This is a genomic window from Pseudarthrobacter sp. NIBRBAC000502772, assembly GCF_006517235.1.
GTDB lineage: Bacteria > Actinomycetota > Actinomycetes > Actinomycetales > Micrococcaceae > Arthrobacter.
The window spans coordinates 3092393-3117992 of record NZ_CP041188.1 but is presented as its reverse complement, the minus strand read 5'-3'; the positions used below and the strand labels follow the sequence as shown (position 1 = coordinate 3117992).

The 25600-nt window shown below is 64.8% G+C and carries 19 protein-coding genes and 1 pseudogene; 10 read left to right on the top strand and 10 right to left on the bottom strand.

Features of this window, described 5'->3' with window-relative positions; translation table 11 throughout:
- Window positions 1-10: 10 nt before the first annotated feature.
- Together NIBR502772_RS14350 and NIBR502772_RS14345 are read right to left on the bottom strand one after the other, a co-directional pair.
- Window positions 11-880 carry an aldo/keto reductase gene (locus NIBR502772_RS14350; protein ID WP_141140712.1) on the bottom strand — a complete coding sequence of 290 codons (870 nt, stop codon included), beginning with the start codon at window positions 878-880 and terminating at the stop codon, window positions 11-13.
- Between the two features lie 10 nt (window positions 881-890).
- The gene (locus NIBR502772_RS14345) at window positions 891-1865 is read right to left on the bottom strand and encodes a sugar-binding transcriptional regulator (RefSeq protein WP_058932384.1); all 975 of its coding nucleotides are present in this window, start codon (window positions 1863-1865) and stop codon (window positions 891-893) included.
- A 123-nt stretch (window positions 1866-1988) separates the two neighbouring features.
- Between NIBR502772_RS14345 and NIBR502772_RS14340 the strand changes: the two genes are divergently transcribed.
- From NIBR502772_RS14340 to glpK, 3 genes are all read left to right on the top strand, one after another.
- A complete protein-coding gene (locus NIBR502772_RS14340) occupies window positions 1989-3815 on the top strand; it encodes a glycerol-3-phosphate dehydrogenase/oxidase (protein WP_141140711.1) in 1827 nt (608 codons plus the stop codon).
- Window positions 3816-3909: 94 nt separating this feature from the next.
- Complete coding sequence (locus NIBR502772_RS14335) at window positions 3910-4662, top strand: MIP/aquaporin family protein (RefSeq protein ID WP_056340190.1); 753 nt, start codon at window positions 3910-3912, stop codon at window positions 4660-4662.
- A gap of 44 nt (window positions 4663-4706) precedes the next feature.
- Entirely contained in the window at window positions 4707-6221 is a 1515-nt protein-coding gene (glpK, locus tag NIBR502772_RS14330; RefSeq protein WP_141140710.1) for a glycerol kinase GlpK, read from the top strand.
- Between the two features lie 116 nt (window positions 6222-6337).
- On the opposite strand, the gene NIBR502772_RS14325 is transcribed toward glpK, so the two are convergent.
- The 4 genes from NIBR502772_RS14325 to NIBR502772_RS14310 all read right to left on the bottom strand — a co-directional run bounded on the left by NIBR502772_RS14325 (window position 6338) and on the right by NIBR502772_RS14310 (window position 14017).
- On the bottom strand, window positions 6338-7240 hold the full coding sequence (locus NIBR502772_RS14325; RefSeq protein WP_141140709.1) for a hypothetical protein: 903 nt from the start codon (window positions 7238-7240) through the stop codon (window positions 6338-6340).
- A 33-nt stretch (window positions 7241-7273) separates the two neighbouring features.
- Window positions 7274-10366 carry an efflux RND transporter permease subunit gene (locus NIBR502772_RS14320; RefSeq protein ID WP_246848533.1) on the bottom strand — a complete coding sequence of 1031 codons (3093 nt, stop codon included), beginning with the start codon at window positions 10364-10366 and terminating at the stop codon, window positions 7274-7276.
- Window positions 10367-10418: 52 nt separating this feature from the next.
- On the bottom strand, window positions 10419-10778 hold the full coding sequence (locus NIBR502772_RS14315) for a hypothetical protein (protein WP_168223551.1): 360 nt from the start codon (window positions 10776-10778) through the stop codon (window positions 10419-10421).
- Window positions 10779-10870: 92 nt separating this feature from the next.
- The gene (locus tag NIBR502772_RS14310; protein ID WP_246848532.1) at window positions 10871-14017 is read right to left on the bottom strand and encodes an efflux RND transporter permease subunit; all 3147 of its coding nucleotides are present in this window, start codon (window positions 14015-14017) and stop codon (window positions 10871-10873) included.
- A gap of 574 nt (window positions 14018-14591) precedes the next feature.
- On the opposite strand from NIBR502772_RS14310, the gene leuS reads away from it, so the two are divergent.
- Together leuS and NIBR502772_RS14300 are read left to right on the top strand one after the other, a co-directional pair.
- Window positions 14592-17117 carry a leucine--tRNA ligase gene (leuS, locus tag NIBR502772_RS14305; protein ID WP_141140706.1) on the top strand — a complete coding sequence of 842 codons (2526 nt, stop codon included), beginning with the start codon at window positions 14592-14594 and terminating at the stop codon, window positions 17115-17117.
- A gap of 57 nt (window positions 17118-17174) precedes the next feature.
- Window positions 17175-18194 carry a DegV family protein gene (locus tag NIBR502772_RS14300; protein WP_141140705.1) on the top strand — a complete coding sequence of 340 codons (1020 nt, stop codon included), beginning with the start codon at window positions 17175-17177 and terminating at the stop codon, window positions 18192-18194.
- A gap of 30 nt (window positions 18195-18224) precedes the next feature.
- Here NIBR502772_RS14300 and NIBR502772_RS14295 read toward each other — a convergent pair whose 3' ends face one another.
- Entirely contained in the window at window positions 18225-18647 is a 423-nt protein-coding gene (locus tag NIBR502772_RS14295; protein ID WP_141140704.1) for a nuclear transport factor 2 family protein, read from the bottom strand.
- 206 nt (window positions 18648-18853) lie between these two features.
- On the opposite strand from NIBR502772_RS14295, the gene NIBR502772_RS14290 reads away from it, so the two are divergent.
- The 3 genes and pseudogenes from NIBR502772_RS14290 to NIBR502772_RS14280 form a co-directional block, all read left to right on the top strand.
- Complete coding sequence (locus NIBR502772_RS14290) at window positions 18854-19744, top strand: ComEA family DNA-binding protein (RefSeq protein WP_141140703.1); 891 nt, start codon at window positions 18854-18856, stop codon at window positions 19742-19744.
- Window position 19745: 1 nt separating this feature from the next.
- Complete coding sequence (locus NIBR502772_RS14285; RefSeq protein WP_141140702.1) at window positions 19746-21758, top strand: ComEC/Rec2 family competence protein; 2013 nt, start codon at window positions 19746-19748, stop codon at window positions 21756-21758.
- Window positions 21692-21895: pseudogene (locus tag NIBR502772_RS14280) on the top strand (DNA polymerase III subunit delta); the annotation flags it as partial. The gene NIBR502772_RS14285 and the pseudogene NIBR502772_RS14280, both read left to right, overlap by 67 nt.
- On the opposite strand, the gene NIBR502772_RS14275 reads toward NIBR502772_RS14280, so the two are convergent.
- Complete coding sequence (locus NIBR502772_RS14275; protein ID WP_246848806.1) at window positions 21886-22269, bottom strand: universal stress protein; 384 nt, start codon at window positions 22267-22269, stop codon at window positions 21886-21888. The pseudogene NIBR502772_RS14280 and the gene NIBR502772_RS14275 overlap by 10 nt on opposite strands.
- 472 nt (window positions 22270-22741) lie before the next feature.
- Between NIBR502772_RS14275 and NIBR502772_RS14270 the strand changes: the two genes are divergently transcribed.
- Window positions 22742-23440 carry an ATP-dependent endonuclease gene (locus NIBR502772_RS14270; RefSeq protein ID WP_168223550.1) on the top strand — a complete coding sequence of 233 codons (699 nt, stop codon included), beginning with the start codon at window positions 22742-22744 and terminating at the stop codon, window positions 23438-23440.
- Window positions 23433-23618, top strand: coding sequence for a hypothetical protein (locus tag NIBR502772_RS22460; protein WP_168223549.1), 186 nt, complete (start codon window positions 23433-23435; stop codon window positions 23616-23618). Before NIBR502772_RS14270 ends, NIBR502772_RS22460 begins: the two co-directional genes overlap by 8 nt.
- A gap of 46 nt (window positions 23619-23664) precedes the next feature.
- Here the strand turns inward: NIBR502772_RS22460 and NIBR502772_RS14265 are convergent, their stop codons facing one another.
- The gene (locus tag NIBR502772_RS14265; protein ID WP_141140700.1) at window positions 23665-24831 is read right to left on the bottom strand and encodes an XdhC/CoxI family protein; all 1167 of its coding nucleotides are present in this window, start codon (window positions 24829-24831) and stop codon (window positions 23665-23667) included.
- Window positions 24832-24855: 24 nt separating this feature from the next.
- Complete coding sequence (locus NIBR502772_RS14260; RefSeq protein WP_141140699.1) at window positions 24856-25587, bottom strand: SRPBCC family protein; 732 nt, start codon at window positions 25585-25587, stop codon at window positions 24856-24858.
- Window positions 25588-25600: the final 13 nt, after the last annotated feature.

Here is a 25600-nt window from a genome sequence, read left to right as displayed (position 1 = left end):
ACCCTCGGTCCTAGTTGACGTTGTCGGGGTGGGACCCGGTGCGCTGACCGCGGTCAAGCTCGGCAAGGGCTGCCATGTCGCGGTCTGAAAGTTCAAAGCCGAAGACGTCCAGGTTTTCCCGGATCCGGGATTCGGAGCTTGCCTTCGGAATGGCGATGTTCCCCAGCTGGATGTGCCACCGAAGAATGATCTGGGCTGCTGTCCTGCCGTGCTCGGCAGCCAGGGCCAGGACCACGGGATCCAACAGAACGTGTCCGCGCGCCAGGGGACTCCAGGCTTCCGTCCGGATGCCCAGGGCGTGGTGCTTGTCCCTCAACTCCGCCTGCTGCAGCCACGGGTGCAGTTCAATCTGGTTCACGGCGGGCACCACTTCGGCGCTCTCAAGCAGCCGGTCCAGGTGCACGGGCTGGAAGTTGCAGACACCGATGGCGCGGACTTTGCCTTCGCGGTACAACGTTTCGAGGGCGCGGTATGTGTCGGTGAACAGATCCCGCTTGGCGCAGGGCCAGTGGATCAGGTACATGTCCACGTAGTCCAGGCCGAGGTTGACCATGGAGGTGTCGAAGGCACGGAGGGTTGAGTCGTACCCCTGGTCATCGTTCCAGACCTTCGTGGTGATAAATACGTCCTCGCGCCGCAGGCCGGGCGAGGACTCTCCGGAGCCGCCGCTTCTGCCTTCGGAGTCCATGGCGGGGCCGAGCCCCCGCGCCACGCCGGTTTCGTTGCCGTACATCGCTGCCGTGTCAAAGTGGCGGTATCCGGTGCCGAGGGCCGTGGCCACCAGGCCGGATGCTTCCGCTGCCGGAACTTTGTACAGCCCGAATCCCAACTGGTCGATCAGCACACCGTTGTTGAGGCTGAGCCGGGGTGAGGTTTTCATAGCATTGACTTTACCCATTGGGCCAGGCGACACCGCCAAAGCCCACCAGGCGGCGCGCGGTGGCTTCATCCACGATCAGGTCGGTGGCAAGGCCAGCGGAGAGGGCGCCCCGCAGGCCGTTGATCTTGGATGCCCCGGAAATCACGCAGATCCGCCGCCGGACCTGGCGCAGCTGGGCGAGCGCCGGACCCGTGGAGCGTTCGTTCAGGACGATGCCGTCAGAGGATCCGTCACGCCGGAAAAAGACCGTGGCAACGTCACCCACCACATCTGAATGGGCCAGCATCTTGAGATCGCTCTCGTCCAGGTATCCACCCGCATAGACGTGGCTCGGGTAGTCGGCGTGCACGGATCCAACGCCGAAGATCGCGATGCTCATCCGGGCCTGCAGGTCCAGGATGCGCTGCACACTGCGCTCATTCCACATGGCGGTTTTGGTGGCCGCATGGTCAAAAAACGCGGGAACAGGGAATTGCTCCACGCGTGCGCCGTAGGCACTTCCGAAGCGGCGCATGATGTCACTCGCGTAGGTGATACCGGTGGTGTGCATGTTGCCAGCGCCGTTCAACTGGACCACAACGGTATCGTGTGTGATCTTGCGCGTGAGGTGCCTGCTGACCGCACTGATCGTTGAACCCCACGCGACGCCGATAATCGCATTGGAGTCCACCAAAGGGCCGATGGTGCGGGCTGCCTGAATGGCCACGCGGTCCAGGGTTTCGGCTTCGTTCAACGACTCCAGCACCGGAACTACGTGCACGTCCACGTTGTACTCGCGCCGGATCATGCTTTCGAGTTCGGGGCCCGTATCAAGCGGGTTGCGGATCTGGATCTGGACCAGTCCGGTGTCCCTGGCCGCCGACAGAAGCCTCGAAACAGTGGACCGGGATGTCCGCAATTCGCGGGCGATCGCGTCCATCGTCAGGTCCTGGAGGTAATACATCTGTGCAGCCCGCAGCGCATCTGAGTGCCGGGAAGGTGTCATTCTGATTCCATTCTGCACGTTTGTGCATAGTGCTTGACTACATTTTCCATTAGTCCAAACAATAGTTGAAGAACGACGGTGCGTCCGGCGGATGCCGGCACGCCAATAACCCAAGGAGCAGTGTTGGGACTCAAAGATTCATTCGGCCACAGCGGAGCCACGCCCGCCCACAGCACCGAGCCGCGCGCATCGGTGCAGGGTCTGCGGAACCGTCCGCACGCCAAGGTATTGATCATCGGCGGTGGCATCAACGGCGTGGGAACCTTCCGCGACCTCGCCCTGCAGGGAGTGGACGTGGCCCTGGTGGAGCGTGGCGACTACTGCCAGGGTGCCAGCGGAGCGTCCTCCCACATGATTCATGGCGGCATCCGTTACCTGGAAAACGGGGAATTCCGCCTCGTCCGCGAATCCGTGGTGGAACGCAACCGCCTCCTGCGGATCGCACCGCACTACGTGAAGCCCCTCCAGACCACCATCCCGATCTTCAGCACCTTTTCCGGCGTCCTGTCCGCACCGTTGCGGTTCCTCACGCACAAACAGCAGGGCAAGCCCAAGGAGCGCGGCGCCTTCCTGATCAAACTGGGGCTGAGCATGTATGACTCGTTCTCCCGGGACGGCGGCTCCGTGCCGCGCCACCAGTTCCGCGGACGCAAGCGTGCCCTCGCCGAGCTGCCGCAGCTGCACCCCGGCATCAAATACGCAGCCACCTACTTCGACGCGTCGGTCCACAACCCCGAGCGCCTTACGCTCGATGTGCTCCAGGACGGCGAGAAAGCCGGGCAAGTCAGCGGCGGACCGGAAAGCTCAACAGCACGGGCGAGCAACTACCTTGCACTCCATTCGCTCGGCGGGGCTGCCACCCAGTCCGGCACAACAGGGTCAGGCACCACGGTCCAGCTCCGCGACGAACTGACTGGCGAGCTGTTTGATTTCACCGCGGACGTCATTGTCAACACCACCGGCGCCTGGGTGGACCTGACCAACGAAGCCATGGGGGCGGCGTCGGCCTTTATGGGCGGCACTAAGGGATCGCACGTAGTTCTGGACCACCCGGTCCTGCTCGAGGCCTGCAAAGGCCGGGAGATCTTCTTTGAGCACACGGACGGCCGGATCGTTTTGATCTATCCCATGGGCGACCGGGTTCTGGTGGGAACCACTGATGTCCTTGCCGACATGTCGAAGGACGCTGTGTGCACGGAGGAGGAGATCGAGTACTTCTTTGACCTGATCGGACACGTCTTCCCGGACATCACCGTGCATCGTGACCAGATCGTCTACACGTTCTCGGGTGTCCGCCCGCTGCCACGCCACGACGCCACGCAGCCGGGGTTTGTCTCGCGTGACTACCGGATTGAACGGCGTACGCCGGCTGCCGGGGCACCCGGCGCAGGAACCGCCGTCGTACTCAGCCTGGTGGGCGGCAAGTGGACCACTTTCCGGGCCCTGGCCGAGCACATGGCAAATGATGTCCTTGCCGAGCTGGGGATGGAACGGAAGGTCTCGACGGCGAAACTCGCCATCGGAGGCGGCGCCGGCTTCCCCGAGGATGACGCCGGAATCCAGAAATGGATCAAGGCGCACATGGGTGCCGGCCGGGATGCGGACCGCACCGCCGTCCTGCTGACCCGCTACGGCACGAGGGCTGACGACGTGATCCGGTACCTTGATGCCGGCCCGGACAGGATGCTCCGTTCCACGCGTGAACTCAGCGTCCGTGAGCTGGAGTTCATGGCCCGGAATGAGCAGATCGGGCACCTCATCGATGTCCTGGTCCGGCGAACCTCGCTTGCCTTCCGGGGCCTGGTGACCGGTGAACTCCTCGTCGAAGTGGCCGATGTCCTTTCCGCACCGCTCGGCTGGGACGCGGCAGCCAAGGCTGGCGAGATCCAACGTGCACGGGAGGTGCTGGAGCGCTTCCACGGCGTGCAGATCCACAGCCTGGTGGCCTAGGCAGGCCAGGCTGCATCCGGGGCGTCAAAGCGCTCCGGCTCAACGGTCCTTCAACCCGCGAAGGACCGCACAATAGAAAATAGAGGAGTCAATGATGTCTCTTGGAATTGTTTTTCTTTCCGAAGTCTTCGGAACGGCGATGCTCACCCTGCTGGGTTGCGGCGTCGTGGCCAACGTTGCCCTGAAGGGCACAAAAGGCAACAGCGGCGGGTTCCTGATGGTGACCTGGGGGTGGGGGATCGCCGTCTTCGCGGGTGTTTTTGTTGCCGCCAAATCCGGCGCCCACCTCAATCCCGCCGTCACGCTGGGCCTACTCGCCAAGCAGAGCAAAGAGTATGCCCCCGGCGTCCCGGTAGATGTGGCCTCAACTTTCACCTACTTCGGCGGTGAAATGCTCGGCGCTTTCCTGGGCGCTGTCCTTTGCTGGGTCGCATACAAGCAGCACTTCGATGCCGAACCCGTGGAAGCCAACAAGCTGGCGACGTTTTCCACCGGTCCGGCCATCCGCTCCACGCCCTGGAACCTGCTCACGGAGATCATCGGCACGTTTGTCCTGGTCTTCGTCATCCTGACATTTGGCGGGACGCCCTCGGGCCTGGGGCCTCTGGCGGTGGCACTGCTCGTGGTGGGCATCGGCGTATCCCTGGGTGGACCCACGGGTTATGCCATCAATCCGGCCCGTGACCTCGGGCCCCGAATCGCCCACGCAATCCTGCCCATCAAGGGCAAGGGCTCCAGTGACTGGGCCTACTCCTGGATCCCCGTCGTAGGGCCGCTGGTCGGCGGTAGCCTTGCCGGCCTGGTGGCGTTCTGGGTTCCCGCGATCATGCCTGCCGTCGCCGGCTAGTAACCATTTCAAACTCACACAAAAATACAGACAAGGACGTCACCATGAACCAATACGTCATCGCCATTGACCAGGGCACCACCAGCTCCCGCGCCATCATCTTTGACCACAGCGGCAACATCGTTTCCTCGGGCCAGATGGAGCACGAGCAGATCTTCCCGCAGGCGGGCTGGGTAGAGCACAACCCTGCCGAGATCTGGAACAACACCCGCGAAGTGATCGCGTCCGCCCTCTCCAAGGCGAACCTGACCCGGCACGATATCGCCGCCGTCGGAATTACCAATCAGCGCGAGACATCCGTCGTCTGGGACAAGACCACCGGCGAGGCCGTCTATAACGCGATTGTCTGGCAGGACACACGGACCCAGGACATCGTGGATGAGCTGTCCAAGGACGGCGGCCCGGAGCGGTTCAAGCAGAAGGTGGGGCTGCCGCTGGCCACGTATTTCTCAGGGACAAAGATCAAATGGATCCTGGACAACGTTGACGGCGCCCGGGCCAAAGCGGAAGCCGGCGACCTGATCTTCGGCAACACCGACGCCTGGGTCCTCTGGAACCTGACGGGCGGGGTGGACGGCGGCGTGCACGTCACGGACGTCACCAACGCCTCCCGCACGTTGTTCATGGACCTGGAGACCCTGACCTGGGACGAGGAGATCCTGGGCATCTTCGGAGTGCCGCTGAGCATGATGCCGGCCATCAAGTCCTCCTCGGAAGTCTACGGCGCCGTGCACACGTCCCAGCTGCTGCGCGAAGTTCCCGTGTCAGGCATCCTCGGTGACCAGCAGGCCGCCACGTTCGGGCAGGCGGCGTTCGAGGCCGGTGAAGCCAAAAACACGTACGGCACCGGCTGCTTCCTGATTTTCAATACCGGCGAGGAGATTGTTCACTCGAAGAACGGTCTGCTCACCACCGTCGGGTACAAGCTCGGCGATGCCCCAGCGCACTATGCGCTGGAAGGCTCCATCGCGGTCACCGGTTCCCTGATTCAGTGGCTCCGGGACAATTTGGGCATGATCAGCAGCGCGCCGGAGGTAGAAACGCTGGCGGCGGCCGTTGAGGACAACGGCGGCGTCTACATCGTTCCGGCCTTCTCGGGGCTCTTCGCCCCGTACTGGCGTTCGGATGCCCGCGGCGCCATCGTGGGCCTGACCCGGTTCGTCAACAAGAACCACATCGCCCGGGCGGCGCTGGAGGCCACAGCATTCCAGACCCGCGAGGTGCTGGACGCGGTCAACGCGGATTCCGGCGTTCCGCTCACTGAACTGAAGGTCGACGGCGGCATGGTTGCCAACGACGCGCTGATGCAGTTCCAAGCGGACATCCTGGGCGTTCCGGTGATCCGGCCGAAGGTAGTGGAAACCACCGCACTGGGCGCCGCCTACGCAGCCGGCCTCGCCGTCGGCTTCTGGAAGGACCTCGGCGAACTCTCGTCCAACTGGTCCGAGGACAAGAGGTGGGAACCGAAACTGGACCAGGCCGAGCAGGACCGGCAGCTGCGCCTGTGGAGGAAGGCCGTGACGAAGTCCATGGATTGGGTCGACGAGGACGTCCGCTAGGCACTCCGAACCGTCTCCGGACAGCAACGAACAGGGAGGGTGGCCCGAGGAGTGCCGCCCTCCCTGGTCTTGTGCGGGTCAGGACCCCCGGTCACCAACCCTCGCCAGCACGGTGGTCAGGGTCCGTCGAGTTCAGCAGGCGGTGTCTTCGCATAGACGCTTCTGCTGACCGAGTATGCCCGCTCATCCAGTTCCAGCGCTTGGGTGTTGACGGCCGCGAACTGCGCGGCGCCCAGCTTCTTCACTTTCACGAGGTCCATGAATTCCTGGTCGGGACCGCCGACGGCGGTGACTTTCACCAGCCCTGTTCCGGCTGAGTAGAACTTCCGCTGGTGGCCTGCCTCAGGCGGTTCCAGCGGGTTGTATTCATCGATCACCAGTACATCGTCGTAGCAGCCAGTCGGGACGCAGACGTGCTGGTTGTTCTTGAACACTGTCCCGCAGTCAAGGAAGTCAACCTTGGGTGCATAGGCCTGGACATAGTCCGGCGTGCCGGTCCGGGGCCTGGCCTGCATGGCGATGCCGGCCTGGGCCCTGGCAAGCCCGCTGATGAAAGTGCTGGGCGCACCAACGAACTCGCCGTTTTCGTATTCCTCCGGATATTCGCCGAAGAGCCAGACCGTTCCCTTTCCAGTCTGCGCAAAGAAGGCCAGTTCGGATTCCACCAGTTCGCCGTCCGAGTAGTCGCGGTCCCACAGGACACGGGTCTTGACGCCGTCAATTACCTTGGTCAGCCCGGTGACTGTATGCACGACGGTGCGTTTGCTGGTCCCTTCGGCAGAGGTCACGGTCCCCGTCGTCGTGTACTGCATGCCGGGCTTGAGCGGGAACCATGTGTTATCGATCCGCGGGGAAGCCTGGAAATCCGAACGGTCAAAGTTGATCGCGGAGCCGGGCCCGCAGAGTTCCGGGGCCGGCGGCGCGGCACCCGCTGTGGGTGCCGACACCACCGTCAGCGATCCGAAGGCCAGCAGTAATGCGGACCCGTATGCCGTAAAACGATGGGCTCGAAAAGCCATCTCACGTGCCTTTCACATTCGTGGGGGATCCAGCTAAACCGAAGGCGCGGGTTCCAGCTCATGTGCCCTGTGCCGGTGAGCGCGGCCACCTTTGGCGAATCGCAGGTACAGCGATGGGACGATGAAAAGGTTGACCAGCGTCGATGTGACGAGGCCGCCCAGGATCACCACGGCCATGGGATGCTCGATCTCGTGGCCGGGGATGTTCCCCATCACCACCAGCGGTACCAGAGCCAAAGCCGTGGCCAGTGTGGTCATGAGGATCGGCGACAAGCGCTCTGCAGCCCCCCGAAGCACCAACGCAGGTCCGAAGGGCATGCCCTCGTACTGCTCCAGGTGCTGGCAGTGGTTGATGAGCAGGATGCCATTGCGTGCCGCGATCCCCATGAGGGTCAGGAAGCCAACCAGCGAACCGAGGGACAGGATTCCGCCGCTGAGGTGGGCGGCGATCACCCCGCCCACGAGTGCCACCGGCAGGGTCAGGATGGCCAGGGTGGCCAGCCGCCAACTCTTGAAAGCAGCCTGCAGGAGAAGGAAGACGACGATGACCGCGCCAATGGAGTAGAGCAGCAGCCGTTGGGATGCGGCCTGGCGTTCGGCGTATTCGCCGAGGACAACCGCGCTGTAGCCGACCGGGAACTGAACAGATTCCATATCGGTCTTGAGCTTCTCCACGACCTTCGCCAGATCTCCTTCTTTGACGTTGGCACTGACATCGATGCGCCTGGATCCCTCCGAACGCTCAATGACGTTGGGCGTGGGCTTCACCGAAATCGTGGCGACATCAGCCATCCGGATCTTGACCCCGCTCGGCGTATCGAGGGGAAGGTTCTCAATGTTCGTGACACTCGTCCGGGACTCCGGTGGGCTCCACACCTGGACGTCGTAGGCCTTCCCGTCCCGATAAATATCGCCGACCTCTTCGCCGGCAACAAAGGTTGCCGCGGCCCGCCGCACATCGCCCGGCTTCAGTCCGAAGCGGTTGGCCGCCTCCAGGTTCACCTCCACATTGATCTGCGGCACGCTGGCCTGGAGGGCAACCTTCGCGCCGATGGCTCCATCAATGCCGCCCAGGATGGTCTTGATCTTGTCGGCTTCCTGGCGCAGCGTTGCCAGGTCGTCTCCGTATACGCGGACGACGACGGCATAGCCGGTTCCGGTGAGCACCTCACGGATGCGTTCCTTGAGGTACGTCTGCACATCCCGTGTGATTCCGGGGTAACCGTCCACTACCTGCGAGACTGCTGCCAGGGTTTGGTCATAATCCACCCCGGGGTCGACGCTGATCCAGTTCTCGCCGAAGTAGACGCCCACCACCTCATCGGCGTTGAACGCCTGTCCCGTGTGGGACCCGCAATTGTTTACACCCGGAATGGCAATGAGTTCAGCGCAGGCGAGCTGGCTGACGCGGACTTCCTCGGCGTTGGATGTGCCGGGCTGCGTGAGCCAGTGCATCAGGAAATCGCGCTCCTTGAAAGACGGGAGCAACGACTGGCCCAGCAGCGGCGCCGCTACGATGCCGATGACGCCGACGGCGGCCAGGGTCAGGTAGCCGGGAACAGGCCGGCGGACGATGGGCCGTAGCGCGTTGGCGTACCAGCGCTTCAGGACCCTGACCACGGGCGGATCCCGGTCCTCCAGCTTGGCATTTCGCAGGAAGATGTATGCCATTGCGGGAGTGACCGTCAGCGCCACAAGCATGGATGCGATCACCGCGAGAGTGTAGGACGTGGCCAGCGGCCGGAAGAACGCGCCCGTGAGCCCGTCCAGGAAGAAGATCGGAACCGTTGCGGCGACGATGATCAGCGTGGCGTAAACGATTGGTCCGCGGACCTCAAGCGACGCGTTGACCACCACCCTGGCGGTGCTTCCGGGCGCTCCGCTGGCCCGGTGGTGCCGGAGCCGCCTGACGATATTTTCGACGTCGATGATGGCATCGTCCACCACCACTCCGACGGCAATCACCAACCCCGCAAGCACCATGGTGTTGACCGTGCCGCCGGTCCAATACAACACGAGGGCCGCCGCCACCAGTGACAAGGGGATGGCCAGCACGCTGACCAGGGCCGTCCGCCACTGGAAGAGGAAGACACTCAATACCAGGATCACCAGCAGGCATCCCAGCAGCAGGGCTACGCTCAGGTTGTCGAGGGATTCCTCAATGAAGGTCGCGGGCCGGAAAATGGCAGTGTCCACAGCGATTCCGGTCAAGCCGGGCTCGAGTTGCTTCATGGCCTCTTCCACCCCCCGAGTCACTTCGAGGGTGTTGCCCCAGGGCAGTTTTTCCACGATCAGCATCAGGCCCGGTCCGCCGTTGATGACGGCGTCACCGATCAGCTGCTGGTGGTCCTCCACCACATTGGCCACGTCGCCCAGCTGGAGCGGGGGCTGTCCCTCACGATCCTCCAGTGCCACCTTCGCGAGGTCCGCAGGCGTGGTGATGGGCTGGATATGCCTGATCCCAATTGTCTGGCTGGGTGTGTCCAGGGAACCGCCGGTGCCGATCAGGGCACCGGAGGAATACTGGAGCAGGCCGGCGTCGAGGGCATTGGCGGTGGTGCTCATGACGGTTTCCAGGCTGACCTTGTTTGCTGCCAGCTTGGCCGGGTCAGCCTGGACCTGAAGCATCTGGAGACGTTCACCCCAGATTGCCACGTTTGCCACGCCGGGAACGCGGAGCAGATGGGCCCTGATGTTCCAGTAGGAAATCATTGACATCTCGATCAGGGACCGGGTGTCCGAGGACAGCCCGATCTTCATGACCCGGCTGGTGGAGGACAGGGGCTGCAGCATGACCGGCGGCGCCGCCCAGGTGGGCAGCGTCGGAATGACCGTCGCCATCCGCTCGGACACAAGCTGTCGGGCCGTGAGCAGATCCGTTCCGTTCTCGAATTCCATCACAATCGAGGACAGCTGCGGTACCGACTTGGACCGCATGTGGTCGAGGCCGTCGATGCCGTTGAAGGCTTCTTCCATGGGAACCGAAACGAGTTCTTCCACCTCAGCGGCGGTAAGTCCCAGGCAGGCTGTCTGGACCTCCACTTTCGGCGGCGCGAATTCAGGGAACACGTCCACCGAGGCACTGCTGAGCTGGGCGCCGCCTACCATCAACAGCGCCGCCGCCATCGCAATGATGATCGATCTGAACCTTAGGCTTGCCGCGACTATCCGGCGCATGTCATTTGCCCGTAACGAACTCTGCGCCGAACAACTCAGCCGCGGCTACTGTTACCACAGGCGTTCCAACAGCTGGGCCGACACTGGCTGTGACCGCGCCCGCTTCGATTTTGGTCACCGTGACGGACTGGCGCTCGTACACCCGTGGCTCGGCGTTGATGTAGACCCAGGTCTTCCCCTGCGCGTCGTACAGCAGCGCTGCGTATGGGAACAGGACGCCTGCGCCCCCCGCACCCGGCTTGACCGTGTCGGTGGCCAGCTCCAGCCGTTCAATGGCCCGCTGGCTTAGCGTGATGCGTGCTATGCCGGTGGTGGCATTCTTTTCCACCTTGGCAGCCGCTTCAGATGCTGTTTCTGCCATGGCCGAGGGTTGAGCACAGGCGGGCAGTGAAAACAGCAGTGCTGCGCAGACAGCGGCCGCCACTGGCAGGCGCCGCAGGGTCCTTTTGCTGGTCATGATACTTCCACCTTTTCCGGCATAACAGGGGTGACTGGAACTTCCGATTCGTAGACCTCTGACCATTCTTCCGGCTCGGTGCGGGGACCGAACCAGAGTGCGAGCAGGGGGAGCACAAAGATCCCCACGAGCGTTGTGGTCACGAGCCCGCCGGCTATGATCAGCAGCATAGGCACGATCAGGGTCTGGCCTACCGCGCCGCCGAGGAAGGCGGGCGGTATCAGCACGAGGAACGTAATGAGGGCGGATTTCAGGATCGGCGATATCCGGTCCCGGGCCGCCGCCATGACCAGGTCAGTGCGTGACATCTGTTCGGACTCCCGCCAGAGTTCGTCAACACGCGCGGACAGGAGCGCCGCATTACGTGCAGCGATGGCCACCACGGCCGCAAACGCCGTCAGCGACAGCCAGGACAGGGACTCCGCCCCGATCCATGCGGCGACCGCTGCTCCCGCCATCGCGGCGGGAAGCGTCAGGAAGACGGCGAGGGCAAGCTTCCAGCTCCGCACTGCAGTCTGAAGCAGAAGCAGTACAGCCAGGATGGCCGCGATTCCGAGTCCATGAACCAGGGTGTCTGCGGCCTGCAGCTGGCTGTATTTCGTGGGGATCTCGGCGTGGTGTTCGAGCGGGAACTGGATTTGTTGGATGGCCGCCTCGATATCCCGCTGGATATCTGCCAGCGGGCGTCCGCTGACGTCAGCCACGACGTCGATCCGCCGCGAGGTGGCATCGTGCTGGATAACAACTTCGCTGGGGACCATGCGAACGTCGGCGACCTGGCCCAGTTGGACGTGGCCGCCATTAGGAGCGTCAAGGAGCAGCTCACGGATGCTGGTCAGGTCATCCCGGACGCCAACCGCGCCGCGGACAACCACTTCGAACACCTTCTGCTCCTCAAAGAGGTTCCCGACGACGATGCCCTGCATCAGTGTCGCAGCGGCGCGCCTCGCGTCACCGGGCTTGATGCCGAACTTTTGGGCAGCCTCGAGATTGACCTGGACCTCTACGATCGCGGTCATGGCAGCAGCGTCGATCGTCGGGTTGTTCACACCGTCAATCTTCTGGAGGGCCTGGCGGACCTCTTCTGCCTTTTCACGGAGCACCGGCATTTCAGTTCCGTAGACGCGGACCGCGAATCCCGGCTCCAGGCTGGAGCGCATGTCGCCGACGGTCTGCTGGGAGTAGTTCAGTACGTTGTGCGCGATGCCCGGGTAGCCCTGGACCACGTCCCGTACCGCCTTCTCCGTTTCGCCAAAGTTGGCGTCCCGTGCGATCGACACCCACAGCTCAGCAGAGCTGTTGCCAACCACCTGATCTGCAGAGATGGCGCGTCCCACGTGACCGCCGACGCCCGAAACCCCCGGGAGGGCCCTGAGTTCATCGGATGCCAGGGCAGCGATCCGCCGGACTTCGTCATTGGACGTCCCGGCCATGGTGTCCCACTGCACCAACAGGGTCCGGTCGGGCATGGTGGGAACGAGCGGCCGGTTTCCTGCCAGTTGCGAGCCGGCGGCGACGCCAAGGATCCCCACGACCACGATGGCCACAATCGCCAGAGGCTTCCGGGAGTTAACCCCGGCCAGTGCGCGGTCGTAGTACGCCTTTCCACGTCCGACGACGGGAAGTTCCCTGTCGGTGGCGGGCTTGGACGGAAGGAGGAAAAACGCCAGTACCGGTGTGACGGACAAGCCCACGATCAGGGCGGCGGCCAGCGTCAGCGCCAACGACCAGAAAAGCGGCGAAAGAAACGAGCCGCCTACTCCGGTCACGAAGAGGGTCGGAACAAGGACAACCACCATCATCAGCGATGCGTGGAACAGCGGTGTGCGGACCCCGCGGACGATGTGGCTGATCCGCGACCTCGGGGTAGCCTCGGCGTCCGTCGACTCGCGGACGGCGCGCTGTCGTCGGTGGGCCTGAACGTCTTCCACGATGTCGCCCACGATCACGGACGTGCCGAGCAGAATTCCCATCAGGACGGTGACGTTAAGTGTTGCATTTTGGGCGAACAGCACCACCGCCGCCGTCGTGACGGTAGTGGAGATGGCCACGAGTGCGATCACGGCGACCCGCCAGGACCGGAACAGCAGCCAAAACAGTGCTACCGCAATCAGCAGGCTGATCAGGAGCGCCAGGCCGAGGCTGTTGACGGAGTCCTGAACGCCGGTCGCAGGCCTGAATACGGAGGTGTCGATCTGGACGCCCGTGAGGCCCGGCTCCATGTCCTTGAGGGCCGCCTCAACATTACGGGTGACCTCCAGGGCGCTGATGCCGGGGAACTTTTCGATCACCAGCATCAGGCCGGCGTCTGCCCCAACGGCGTCCCCGATCAGCGGCTGGTGGTCTTCCTTGACCTGGGCAATGTCGCCCAGGAGCAACTGCGGGTCCGTGTCCTCCACGCTGACCTTGGCCAGGTCGGCCGGAGTGCGGATGGGAAGGACGTGCTGGATGCCAAGGCGCTGGTTGGGCGACTCCACGAAACCGCCGGTCCCGGGCGTCGAAGCCTCCAGGAAGCTCAACGGCGAAACCCAGACCGCGTTGCCTGTGGTCTTAATTAGCTGCTCAAGGGTAATGCCTTTGTCGCGGAGCTGCGTCGGAGTGACCTCAACCTGCAGCTGCTGTTCGCGCTGGCCCCAGATGGACACGTTCGCCACGCCCGGGATACCGATCAGCCGCGGCTTGATTTTCCATCTGGCCAGGACCGACATCTCAATGCCGGAGAGCTCCTTGGAATTCATCCTGACCATCAGCACGCGGCTGGTGGAGGACATGGGCTGCATGATCAGCGGCGGCGATGAGACGTTAGGCAGCGCGTGCGCCTGCGTCATTCTTTCCGCGACCAACTGGCGTGCGCGCAGGAGGTCCGTGCCGGGCTCGAAGACGAGTTCGATGGACGACAGCCCCGGGACAGATTTCGAGCGGATCTCGTCCAGCCAGGCCACGCCGTTGAGGAGGTCTGCTTCCATCGGTGCGGTAATAAGCTGCTCAACTTCAACCGCGGAGAGCCCTAGGGCCTCAGTTTGGATCTCTACCTGTGCGGGGGCGAACTCCGGCATGGTGTCCACGGCCATATGTGGAACGTTCACGATGCCAAAAGTAATAAGGCCCGCCGCGAGGGCGAGAACCAAGATTCGGAACTGCATGCTGAACCGGGTAACCCAGCCAAACACGACTAGTCCCTCGCTAATTCTTCGCAGGGGTGAAGGGCGGAATTTTCAGCCCGTCACATCTTTGTGCTGGACATTGACGCCAAGAGTACATGTCAGGCTCCTCGACCTGAGACCGTCTAGTTTCCCCACAGACTTGACAATACTGTGGACCGATTGCGCCGCTTTGGCAAGGGTGGAATCTACCCCCCTTGAGCCACCCTGGTACAGGGTTCTCGTTGGCGAAGAGATCGGGGCTACCTAATGGGCCAGGCGGCACTGTCCACTTCGACGGTGCCGGCACGGGCCACGCGCCCCTGCGCCCGGCCCGGACTGTCGCGTTCCCTGAGCCTGGGCCTGCCCACCTGCAGTGGGTAGGCTAAAGTAGTCCTATGCGTGCGATCCTTCTGCTTAGCTAGCCGCCCGGTGCCCGGAAACAACCGGATTGCCGTGCGGCTGCCCCTCCATGAGAGGGGCTTTTGTGTGTCCGGGCATGTTTCCGGGCCGGCAGCAGAGGGGATCAGACCGTTGTGGCAGCACCGATGCCACAACAGAACAGAAGAGGGCAGCAGTGAGCGTTCAGCCGGAGACAGAGACCGGAACAGCAGCAGTGGCGGCGGAAACACCCGAAGAGGGTGCCTACAGCTTCGCGGCAATGGAGGCCAAGTGGCCGCAGGTGTGGGAAGACCTTAAGGTTTTCACGCCTGTGGATGATGGTTCCCGCGAACGCCGCTACGTGCTGGACATGTTCCCGTACCCCTCGGGGGACCTGCACATGGGCCACGCCGAGGCTTTTGCCATGGGCGATGTTGTGGCCCGGTACCTGCGGCAAAAGGGCTTCGACGTCCTGCACCCGATCGGCTGGGACTCCTTCGGCCTGCCGGCGGAAAACGCCGCCATCAAGCGCAATGCCCACCCCAGTGAGTGGACCTACGCGAACATCGACACTCAGGCGGCGTCGTTCAAGCGTTACGCGATCTCCGCGGACTGGTCCCGGCGGGTGCACACCTCGGACCCCGAGTACTACCGCTGGACCCAGTGGCTGTTCAAGCGCTTCTACGAGCGGGGGCTGGCGTACCGCAAGGACTCCCCGGTCAACTGGTGCCCCAAGGACCAGACCGTCCTGGCCAATGAACAGGTGGTCAACGGTGCCTGCGAACGCTGCGGTACCCCCGTCACCAAGAAGTCCCTGAACCAGTGGTACTTCAAGATCACCGATTATGCTGACCGGCTGCTCGATGACATGGACGAGCTGCGCGGCCACTGGCCCGAGCGGGTTCTGGCGATGCAGAAGAACTGGATCGGCCGCTCCGAAGGTGCCCACGTCAACTTTGTGATCGAGGCCGTCGGCGGCAAGCCCGCCAAGGACGTCACCGTCTTCACCACCCGCCCGGACACGCTGTACGGCGCCACGTTCTTTGTTGTCGCAGCCGACGCGCCGATCGCCGTCGAACTCGTCACCGAGGAGCACGCCGCCGCCTTGGACGCCTACCGCGAACAGGTCAAGGCACTCACCGAGATCGAACGCCAGTCCACCGAACGCGAAAAGACCGGTGTCTTCACCGGCCGCTACGCCGTCAACCCGCTGAACGGCGAAAAACTTCCGGTCTGGGCCGCTGACTACGTCCTGGCCGACTACGGCACCGGCGCCATCATGGCCGTCCCGGCACACGACCAGCGCGACCTCGACTTCGCCAAGACGTTCGACCTGCCCGTCCGCGCCGTGCTGGATACCGGTGAAGAGGATCCCACTGTGTCCGGCAAGGCCACCTCGGGCGAGGGCACCCTGATCAACTCGGGCGTCCTCGATGGGCTGCCGAAGGCCGAAGCCATCCCGGCTGCCATCGACATCCTGGAACAGCAGGGCACCGGCGAGAAATTCGTCAACTTCCGCCTCCGCGACTGGCTGCTGAGCCGCCAGCGTTTCTGGGGCACGCCCATCCCAATCATCCACTGCCCTGCCTGCGGCGAGGTTCCGGTTCCGGACGAGCAGCTGCCTGTCAGGCTGCCTGCGGACCTGCGCGGCGAGGACCTGTCCCCGAAGGGTACGTCCCCCCTGGCCGCCGCCGAGGGCTGGGTCAACGTTGACTGCCCCAACTGCCACGGGCCGGCAAAGCGCGATACCGACACCATGGACACCTTCGTGGATTCGTCCTGGTACTTCCTGCGGTTTGTTTCCCCGCAGTACACCGAGGGCCCGTTCGACCCGGCGAAGATCAATGAGTGGATGCCGGTCGGCCAGTACGTGGGCGGCGTGGAGCACGCCATCCTGCACCTGCTGTACGCCCGCTTCTTCACCAAGGTCATCCACGACCTCGGCATGATCGACGCCGACGAACCCTTCAGCGCGCTCCTGAACCAGGGCCAGGTCCTCAACGGGGGCAAGGCCATGAGCAAGTCGCTGGGCAACGGCGTTGACCTCAGCGAGCAGCTGGACAAGTTCGGCGTGGACGCCGTGCGCCTGACCATGATCTTCGCGTCCCCGCCGGAGGACGACGTCGACTGGGCGGACGTTTCGCCGTCGGGCTCCGCAAAGTTCCTGGCCCGTGCCTGGCGCCTGGCGCAGGACGTCACCAGCGAGCCCGGTGCCGACGTCACCGCCGGTAACCGCGCGTTGCGTTCCGTCACGCACCGCACCATCGCCGACGCCGCCGCGCTGTTGGACACCAACAAGTTCAACGTGGTGGTGGCCAAGCTGATGGAGCTGGTCAACGCGACCCGCAAGGCTATAGATGCCGGCGCCGGCGGGGCCGATCCCGCCGTCCGCGAGGCGGCGGAAGCCGTTGCCGTCATCCTGAGCCTCTTCGCGCCGTACACCGCGGAGGACATGTGGAACGTCCTGGGTCACCCGGCGTCCGTGGCGAACGCCGGCTGGCCGATGCACGACGAAGCGCTGCTGGTCCAGGAGACCGTCACCGCGGTGGTCCAGGTCCAGGGCAAGGTCCGTGACCGCCTTGAAGTCTCGCCGGGGATCGGCGAGGACGAACTGCGGGAACTGGCGCTGGCCAGCGAAAACGTCCAGCGCGCGCTCGACGGCCGCGGCATCCGCACGGTGATCGTGCGAGCGCCTAAACTGGTCAACATCGTCCCGGCCTAGTCCGGGGCACCGGCCGCCGGGCCCAACCGGCGGCCGGCCCTAAACCAGGAGGCACCCTTGCCCGACCGTGACGCCGCTGCGTGGCTCTGGCTCCGGGAGCGTTTGGCTGCCCTCCGTCCCGCACCGCGCGCCGGTGTGTCAGTACCCTCCACCCCGCCCGCCGTCGTCGTCCGTACCGCGGTGGTGACCGATTCTGCCTCTGCACTGCCGGCCGACTGGGTGCATGCCTGTGCAGGGGACGCGCGCCTGACTGTCATCCCGATGCCCGTTATGGTTGGCGCGGAAATTTACGGCGAGGGCGAAGACGATATCACCGAAACCATTGCCCTGGCACTCGCCAGCGGCACGTCGGTCAAGACGTCCCGCCCGTCACCGGGACAGTTTGAACAAGCCTTCCTGGCCGCCGAACGGCTGGGCTACGAGGGCGTGGTCTCCATCCACATTTCCGGCGGTTTGTCCGGAACGGCGGACGCGGCGCGGCTCGCGGCCACCCGGGTGAGCATCCCCGTGGAAGTCCTCGACTCTGGCACCGTGGGCATGGCACTGGGCATGGGCGTGCAGGCCGCGGTGGCAGCAGCCGCGGCAGGCAGCGACACCACAGCCGTAGCCGCCGCGGCGGCGGCGCAGTTCGCGCGGACCAAGGTCTATTTCTACGTGCCCAGCCTGGAACAGCTCCGCAGGGGCGGGCGGATCGGCGCGGCCGCCTCGCTGCTGGGGACCATGTTCGCCATCAAACCCATCCTGGCCGTCGACGACGGCAAGATCGTGCCGCTGGAAAAGGTCAGATCAGCAGCCAAAGCTGTTGCCCGCCTCGAGGAACTGGCCGCCGCGGACGCCGCATCGCGCCCCCACGGCCAGGCCCGCCTCGCCGTCCACCACTTCGGGAATCCGGTCGAGGCAGAAGCGCTGGCAGCCAGGCTGTCCGCCGCCTTGCCAAGCTGTCCGCCGGCCCAGATCAGCTCCCTGCCCGCCGTCCTGGCAGCTCACGCCGGGCTCGGCGTGCTCGCGGTGATCGTGGGGGAGAGCGGCCCAACTGTGCGGAACTCGGAGCCGGAGCCCCCCGCAGTTTCCGCCTAGTGGTTTCCACATAGGTGCGTTTCCCCGCTGTCATTTTCTCAAGACGGCGTCCGGGGGCTGCGGTGTGGTGATCGGGTCTGCGTGCCGGTGCACGAGTGCCCAGGTGTCGCCTTCGAGGCGATAGATGCTCGTAACCCGTAGCTCAAATGCTGATATTTTGTCGGCTCCTCCCACCTTGGCCTGCCAGTGTTCTATGTCCAGGAAGCAGGCGAGATCGGTTGTGACGTGCTTGGTGAGGGCATCAAAAGCCGTGACGCGTCCAGATTTGAATCGTGCCGCCGCTGAATCGAGGGCCCCTGATACTCGCTCCCAGCCGACCACCGGAGGGCCCCAGGGATTAGCAAGGGAGACATCTCTGCTGTGGGAGAAAATGGCCTTGACGGGTTCCGGGTTGCCTTTAGCAAACTGATTTAGCGCCTGATGAAACTGGTCGATGACCTCGTCAAGCTGCATTGTCCCACCAACTAACTCATAGGGCTTCTACGGTAAGCGAATCCTAGCGGCTTCATGCCCGCCGGTCACTGGCCTCCTGAATCTTCCAGCGGGGCGGTGGCTCGAGTCCCGAAGCTGGACCTTCCCCGCGGTTTTACGCCTAGCAGTTTCCACATAGGTGTAGCCGGGACTGTCACCCGCGGCCCTGCTTCCCTAGCGTTGGGAGCATGTCACGCCGGGACGCTGGAGCAGCACGCCAGGGGGCCCGGCATGCCCGGGACCGGCTGCAGTCCACGCTCGGAGCCGGCCCGGGGCTTCTGCTCACCGGCAGAGGCGAAAAGGTCTTTGAGTACGACGGCGGTACCCACCTATCCGGTGACGACGCCGCTCCGGGGGCTGCGGATGAGTCCGCTGCCGGAACAGGCCGGACAGGACCGGCGCTGAGATGGCGGGTGGGCCTGCGGGTCGCCCTGCTCATCGCCGTAGTCGCGGTGCTGGGCGGCGCCTGGTTCTGGTCACAGGTGGCCGCCGGTCAGCCAGAAGTCAGGCCACTCAGTGACGTCTCCGCTCAAGGCAGCATGCCTGCTCGGGAAGGAACCGAAGGCCCGGAGCCGCACGGCGCCGGGCCGCCTGGGCTGGCGTCGGAAAGTCCACAGGCCGGCACCGTTATCATTCACGTTGCCGGGGCTGTCGCCGTGCCCGGGGTTGTGCAGTTGCCCGCTGGCAGCCGGGTTCACGAAGCAGTCGCGGCGGCAGGCGGAGGCACGCCCACAGCAGACCTGAACCGCCTCAACCTTGCTGCCATGCTGGCGGACGGTCAGAAGCTCTACGTTCCCCAGGCCGGCGAAGAAGTCCCCGCCGGTTCGTCCGGCATGCCCGGGGAAGCGGGGGAGGGGACCGGCGGTGGTGGGACCGCTTCAGCAGGAGAAAAGGTCAACCTCAATACAGCCAGCGTCGAAGAGCTGGACGCCCTGCCGAAGGTTGGGCCCGTGCTGGCTCAGCGGATTGTGGAGTGGCGCAAGGAACACGGCCCCTTCGCAACGGTCGAGGAGCTCGACGCCGTGGATGGCGTGGGTCCCAAGATGCTCGAAACACTCCTTCCCCTGGTAGGCATCTGAGGTGGCCAGGCGCAGCCAGTGGAGCCGCTTTGTTGACTCAGCCGTGCAGGGCCAGAGGGCTCCAGCAGCATTCCCGGCTTCCGTGGATACGCCCGCCGTGGATACGCCCGCCGCAGTCCAGGCCGCGGGGCTGAGTGTCCGCAGGCTGGGTGCACGCGTCGGGACGAAACTCCGGGGCCAGGAGCCATCGAGTTCACCAGCGGATGCGCCGCGCCGGCGCACCGACGTCAGGCTGGCACTGCCCGCCCTCCTCGTCTGGGGTGCCGCCGTCGCTGGCGTCTGGCTTGCCCCTGTGGCGCTGGTGGGGCTCTGCTGCGGCTTGGTACTTTTGGCCACCTGCCTGTTGATCCGGGCCTCGAAGGGCAGGGCGTTGGTGGCAGGCCGGCGGAGCTTTCCGATGACGCTCGCGGTTGCCTTGCTGCTGGCCGCCACCGCTGCTGCCCATTCGGCTGTCTCGTCGTCCCAACGCCACGACGGGCCGTTTGCCGAAGCTGTCGCCGCGGGCCACTCTGTGGTGGCCATTCTGGAGGTCACCGGATCCCCGCGCGCCATGACCGTCCCGGGAACTTCGGGGCCGCCCGAACGCTGGTCGGTCACGGCGCAGACGGAGCAGGTCACCGTCAGCAGCCGGGTCATCCGTACCCGTGCCCCGGTGGTGGTCATGGGCGGCAAGGGCTGGGGAGACCTGGTGCCCGGCCAGGTGGTCCGGACCGCCGGCAAGCTGAAGCCGCCGGACGCAGGCCAGCAGGAAACGGCTGTCCTGTCAGCCTCCCTGCCACCCCGTGCCGGCTCCGGGACCGGCAGCAGCGCCGGAATGGATGATGCCGACGCCCCGGCCTGGCAGCTCGTAGCGAAGGACCTGCGTGTCCGGTATGTCTCCGCTTCGTCTTTCCTTGCCGCCGATCCAGCCGGTCTGCTCCCGGGCATGGTCACCGGAGACACCAGCGCCTTGGATGAAGGGCTCAATGCGGCGATGAAAACGGTGGGCATGACCCACCTGACGGCAGTCAGCGGGGCCAACTGCAGCCTGGTCCTGGGTGCCCTGCTGATCGCTGCCCGCAGCCTGCGCCTGCCCCGGCTCCCTGCGGCAGGACTGGCTTTGACCGGCCTGGCAATGTTTGTGGTGCTGGTGGGCCCGGACGCCAGCGTCCTGCGCGCCGCGCTGATGGGTTCAATCGCCGTGGCATCGCTGGCAGGTGGCCGGACAGGCCGTGGACTCAGTTTCCTCTGCCTCGCGGTGATGGGCCTGCTCCTGATCGACCCCGGCCTCGGTACCAGCTTTGGGTTCCTCTTGTCGGTACTCGCGACCCTGGGCATCATCGTCCTGGGCCGCCGGATGATCGACTGGACCCCGGCAGTGATTCCACGCTGGGCAGCCGCTGCCTGGGCCGTCCCGCTCTCCGCGCAGCTGCTCTGCGGCCCGGTGATTGTGCTCCTGCAGCCCCAGTTCTCCACGTACTCGCTGCTTGCAAACCTGATGGCAGCCCCGCTGGTAGCACCGGTGACATTGCTGGGAACGGCAGCCGTCCCGCTGGTGGTTGCTGCGCCGTGGCTTGCCACCGTCCTGATCGCCGTGGCAGGCACCTTCAGCGCCGGAGTCGCGGGAACCGCGAGGATCACGGCCGGATTGCCGGGGGCTGCGCTGCCCTGGCCCGAGGGCCCGTTGGGCCTCCTGACCATGGTGCTGCTCTCGGTGCTGACCTTTGCCGGGGTGTGGCTTGCCGTCCGGCCGCGCCAGGTGTTCCGGGGGGTCCTGGCATTGCACGCCCGGACGGAAAAGGTGTTGGACCTCCTGGAACGGCAGCTGGGGGCCACGTTGGCCCGGTGCGGTCCGGCGCGGTGCTGGCCGGACCGGCGCGGGCCAGGCCAGCGTGGCCCCGGCTTGGTGGCGGCGGCCCACCGTGGCAGGCTTAGACACTGCACCAGAATTTCCGGGAGGAATCCACCATGGCCGCAGCCCAGACCACACGTACCAGGACTCCGGCGTCGAACACGGCCACCTGGCGGGACGTGACGCCTGCCGAAATCGTCCTGGTGGGCGGACCGGAGGAGTATCTCGGGATCCGGGCGATGGACCGTGTCAGGGCACAAGTCCGGGCAACGTCGCCTGACGTGGAAATCACCCGCCTCACCGCCGGAAGCTACGAGGCCAGCCATGGAGTGGACCACAAAGACAGGACATTGTGCGTGGTTGACGGCCGGGTCGAGACCGAGCCTAGGTGCAAACCGGGAACCCCCCCGTGACCCCGGGAGCCGACGACAATAAGATCCGCGTCCCTGGCAGCGTCGAGTATTACCGACGCCGGCGAATGAGTGTTGACGAGCTGGTCGGGTTTTGTGGCTCCAGCTTCGAGCCGCGGTGGCTGGCTTTCAGAGGCTTTAGTCCTTTGAGTGTGAGTGAATCGCAGGGATCGAAGTGGACCCTGGCGGTGGCTTCTCCGGAGACTGAAGCGACGATCGATGATGCGACATCCCGCAGTTTGACGTTTCTGGTCCTGGCAGCGCGACGCAGGATCGCGAATCACCACGCCCAGGGCTGTGTCGATGACTGTCCTGTGTTTGAGGGCGCCGTGCAGGTCCTGGACGGTGTCATTCAGCCGGGCGAAGCGTACGCACCGCGGGCCCAAGTACCCTAGACACCCGGGCGGCGAAGACTTCGGCGGTACGGATCCCTTCGTGAGAGAAGTGGTGCGTCCGGCTGGAGGTCAGGTTCAGCCCCGCCCTGCCCTGACCTTCCATAGCCGGCTGGACCCCAGGGCGGACCGGCTGCCGCGCCGTGGGGCAATCGCTGCGAGACGGGGCCAGTGGTCATCTCCGGACAGATCCGGCGCAGTGACGGGACAGTGTTCCGTGATGGCCGTCAGGGTCGGGCCCTACCAAGGCTGTCCTGCAGCTCAACCAGGAACCATAGGATCGTGGGCTGGATCTTGACCCCTTGGGAATCATATGCACCGTGGCTGGGCAGAGTTCGAGTCGCGCACCGCGGAACTCGAGGCCGTGTCCAGTGACCTATCCCGCGAGATGGCCGAGTACTGGAGCACGAATCCCGAACTGCGGATCAAGGTGGAGATCGAACCGGAGACCGTTGCAGCTTCGAACGGCCAGACGAGCATCGTGCGCTACCTCAACTTCCGCGTCGAGGATCGCAAGCACGATTTCACGAACAACTTCTCACTCCGGTCTTCGGGGTACCAGTGGTTCTTCTCCTTCCTCGCGGCCTTCAGCGAGTTCGAGGACCGCGACGACGTGGTGATCCTGCTCGATGAGCCCGCGCTGACGCTCCACGCGAAGGCGCAGTGTGACTTCCTGCGCTTCATCAACAAGCGACTCGCCCCGGTCGGGCAGGTCGTCTACACAACGCATTCGCCGTTCATGGTCGAGGAGATCGAGCGCGTGGTGGAGGACCGCGGCGAGGACAGCGCGTTCCCCCTGCAGGCCGCCCTCGGCTACGATCTCTCGCAGAACCTCTTCATCGGGGAGCGGAATCTGCTGGTCGAGGGCCCGTCGGACCTGGCGTACCTCGACGTGATCGGTCGTTATCTCCGTGATCAAGGTGAACAAGATCGCCGGCAAGCGGGTCGTGTTCGTCGGATCCGTGCTGGAGCAGAAGCACAGCGACATCGAAGACCTGTTCACCGCGGGCGGCTACCTCGATCTGTACAACGAGGCCTTTGGCACCTCGCACAAGGTGGGTGACCTGCCTAAACATCCGGACCGGCTGATCCTGAGGTTGGAGGCGTTGGATGGCAAGTTCGATCACTGGCGTCCGGCGGAGATCCTGCGCCGCAACCCCGCCAAGGTCGAGAAGCTCGCGCAGACCACGCTGAGCAACTTCGAGAACCTGGCTCGGAGGATCAACGAGACGCACGCGTGAGGCCTAACCCATGCGATGCGGGTTACGCAGCTGGTTGCCGGGTTGCCTAGGCACGAGAGCACTTGGCGGCCGCGTCCGGGGCCCGCTCGGGCATCTCTTCGTGATGGATCCGCTCCGCGCGGGACCCCAGCGGCTCACCGCTGCCACCCCACTGCAGTGCGATGATCTCGGCGCCGATCGAGACGGCCGTTTCTTCGGGAGTGCGTGCCCCCAGGTCCAGGCCGACGGGGCTGTGCAGTTTCAGCAGTTGCTCTTCGCTCAGGCCCGCGGCGCGAAGCCTTGCCATCCGGTCGTTGTGTGTGCGCCGGGAGCCCATCGCGCCAATGTAGGCGACCGGACGGCCTCGAAGGGCCGCCTCAAGGACCGGGACATCGAACTTAGGGTCGTGGGTCAGGACACAAATCACGGTCCGTTCGTCCACGAGCCCCCGGGCGAGCTGCTCGGAGAGATAATGGTGCGGCCAGGCACGGACCACTTCTGCAGCGTCGGGGAACCTCGCCTGGGTGGCAAATACGGCGCGGGCGTCACAAACTGTCACCCGATAGCCCAGGAAGGTACCCAACCGGGCCAGTGCTGCGGCGAAGTCGATGGCCCCGAAGACCAGCATCCGCGGCGGCGGCGCATAGCTGGCGAAGAAAACAGACATGCCGGTATCGAGGCGCTCGCCGTCCGGGCCGTACGTCAGGACGGAGTTGCGGCCGGCTGCCAGCAGGCCTTGCGTGTCGTCGCCGACGGCGTGATCGGCCCGGTCCGAGCCCAGCCCGCCCTTGAATCCGTCGGGCCGGACAACGAGGTGGCGACCCAGCCAGTCGGGGTCCGGATGCTCTATCACGGTGGCAACTCCCACCGGGCGGGATGCCTCGATGTCCTCGCGGACCCGGTTCAGTTCCGCGAAGGTCTGCTGCGAAATTGGTTCTACAAACACCTCAATAGTGCCGCCGCAGGTTAAACCGACGGAGAAGGCGTCGTCGTCGCTGATGCCGTAGCTCACCAAGACTGGCCGCTGGCCAGCCTTCACCTGTGTGGCGAGTTCGTACACGGCACCCTCGACGCAGCCGCCCGAGACCGAGCCGAAGACTTCGCCGGTGGCTGTGACCAGCATGGATGCGCCCGGGGGCCTCGGCGCGGACCGGAATGTCCGCACAACGGTGGCCAGACCGGCCGTGTCGCCCTGCAGCCAACCCGGCTTCATAGCGGCGAGAACGTCACGCATTTTCCTCTATCCTCCAACGCCGGCTCAGGGCCGGCCCGAGCGCAGCCCGGCCCGTCGGCCCAGCCGATAGGCACAAAAGGCCACGGCGGCCACCAGCACAACGAGTTTGCCGGGGCTGCTGAGTTGATCGGTGACCATTCCCTTAGCCAGGGAAAGTGCATTGAGGCTGTTGTCGGGCAACGAAGCTGACGACCGCGCAGACGGCGACAACGGTGCGGATACCGCCGGAACAGGTGTCCCTGGACCAGGTACCGGCGGCTGTTCTGCCGGCGGCACCTCCTGTACAGCCTCGGGCGCTGCTTCCCCAGCAGGTTCCGCCAACAGTGTCTGCAGGTTAGCGGCGAACAGCGCCATCATTTGCTCGGTGACGCCGCCAATGACACCCTTCCCCATTGCGGCTGCCTTGCCGGACAGTGCCAGATCGGCACTGACGGTTCCGCGCGTAGAACCCTCCGCCTCAGCCAGGCGCAAGGTCACAGTGGCTTCGGCCGTACCTTGGCCGCGGGTTTCCTGAGCCCGGCCCTGGAACACGGCGCGGTGCTCCTCGGCGTTCCGTTCAACGACGGTCATCTGCCCCTTGTACTGCATGGAAACCGGTCCCAGCTTCACCTTCATCCCCACCTGGTAGGCGTCGTCGGAATGCTTGTTCAGGATCTGCGCCCCCGGAACACAGCCAGCCACGCGCTGGAAGTCCATCAGGGTATCCCAGACCGTGTCGATCGGTGCCACTACGGAGAAAGCGCTGTCTATTTTCATGAGCTGTTCCTCT

What these genes read in the sequence shown, in the direction of transcription:
- NIBR502772_RS14350 (WP_141140712.1), bottom strand. Translation starts at nt 880, where the DNA reads ATGAAAACCTCACCCCGGCTCAGCCTCAACAACGGTGTGCTGATCGAC.
- NIBR502772_RS14345 (WP_058932384.1), bottom strand. Translation starts at nt 1,865, where the DNA reads ATGACACCTTCCCGGCACTCAGATGCGCTGCGGGCTGCACAGATGTAT.
- NIBR502772_RS14335 (WP_056340190.1), top strand. Translation starts at nt 3,910, where the DNA reads ATGTCTCTTGGAATTGTTTTTCTTTCCGAAGTCTTCGGAACGGCGATG.
- glpK (WP_141140710.1), top strand. Translation starts at nt 4,707, where the DNA reads ATGAACCAATACGTCATCGCCATTGACCAGGGCACCACCAGCTCCCGC.
- NIBR502772_RS14325 (WP_141140709.1), bottom strand. Translation starts at nt 7,240, where the DNA reads ATGGCTTTTCGAGCCCATCGTTTTACGGCATACGGGTCCGCATTACTG.
- NIBR502772_RS14320 (WP_246848533.1), bottom strand. Translation starts at nt 10,366, where the DNA reads ATGGCGGCGGCGCTGTTGATGGTAGGCGGCGCCCAGCTCAGCAGTGCC.
- NIBR502772_RS14315 (WP_168223551.1), bottom strand. Translation starts at nt 10,778, where the DNA reads ATGGCAGAAACAGCATCTGAAGCGGCTGCCAAGGTGGAAAAGAATGCC.
- NIBR502772_RS14310 (WP_246848532.1), bottom strand. Translation starts at nt 14,017, where the DNA reads ATGCAGTTCCGAATCTTGGTTCTCGCCCTCGCGGCGGGCCTTATTACT.
- NIBR502772_RS14295 (WP_141140704.1), bottom strand. Translation starts at nt 18,647, where the DNA reads ATGCAGCTTGACGAGGTCATCGACCAGTTTCATCAGGCGCTAAATCAG.
- NIBR502772_RS14290 (WP_141140703.1), top strand. Translation starts at nt 18,854, where the DNA reads ATGTCACGCCGGGACGCTGGAGCAGCACGCCAGGGGGCCCGGCATGCC.
- NIBR502772_RS14265 (WP_141140700.1), bottom strand. Translation starts at nt 24,831, where the DNA reads ATGCGTGACGTTCTCGCCGCTATGAAGCCGGGTTGGCTGCAGGGCGAC.
- NIBR502772_RS14260 (WP_141140699.1), bottom strand. Translation starts at nt 25,587, where the DNA reads ATGAAAATAGACAGCGCTTTCTCCGTAGTGGCACCGATCGACACGGTC.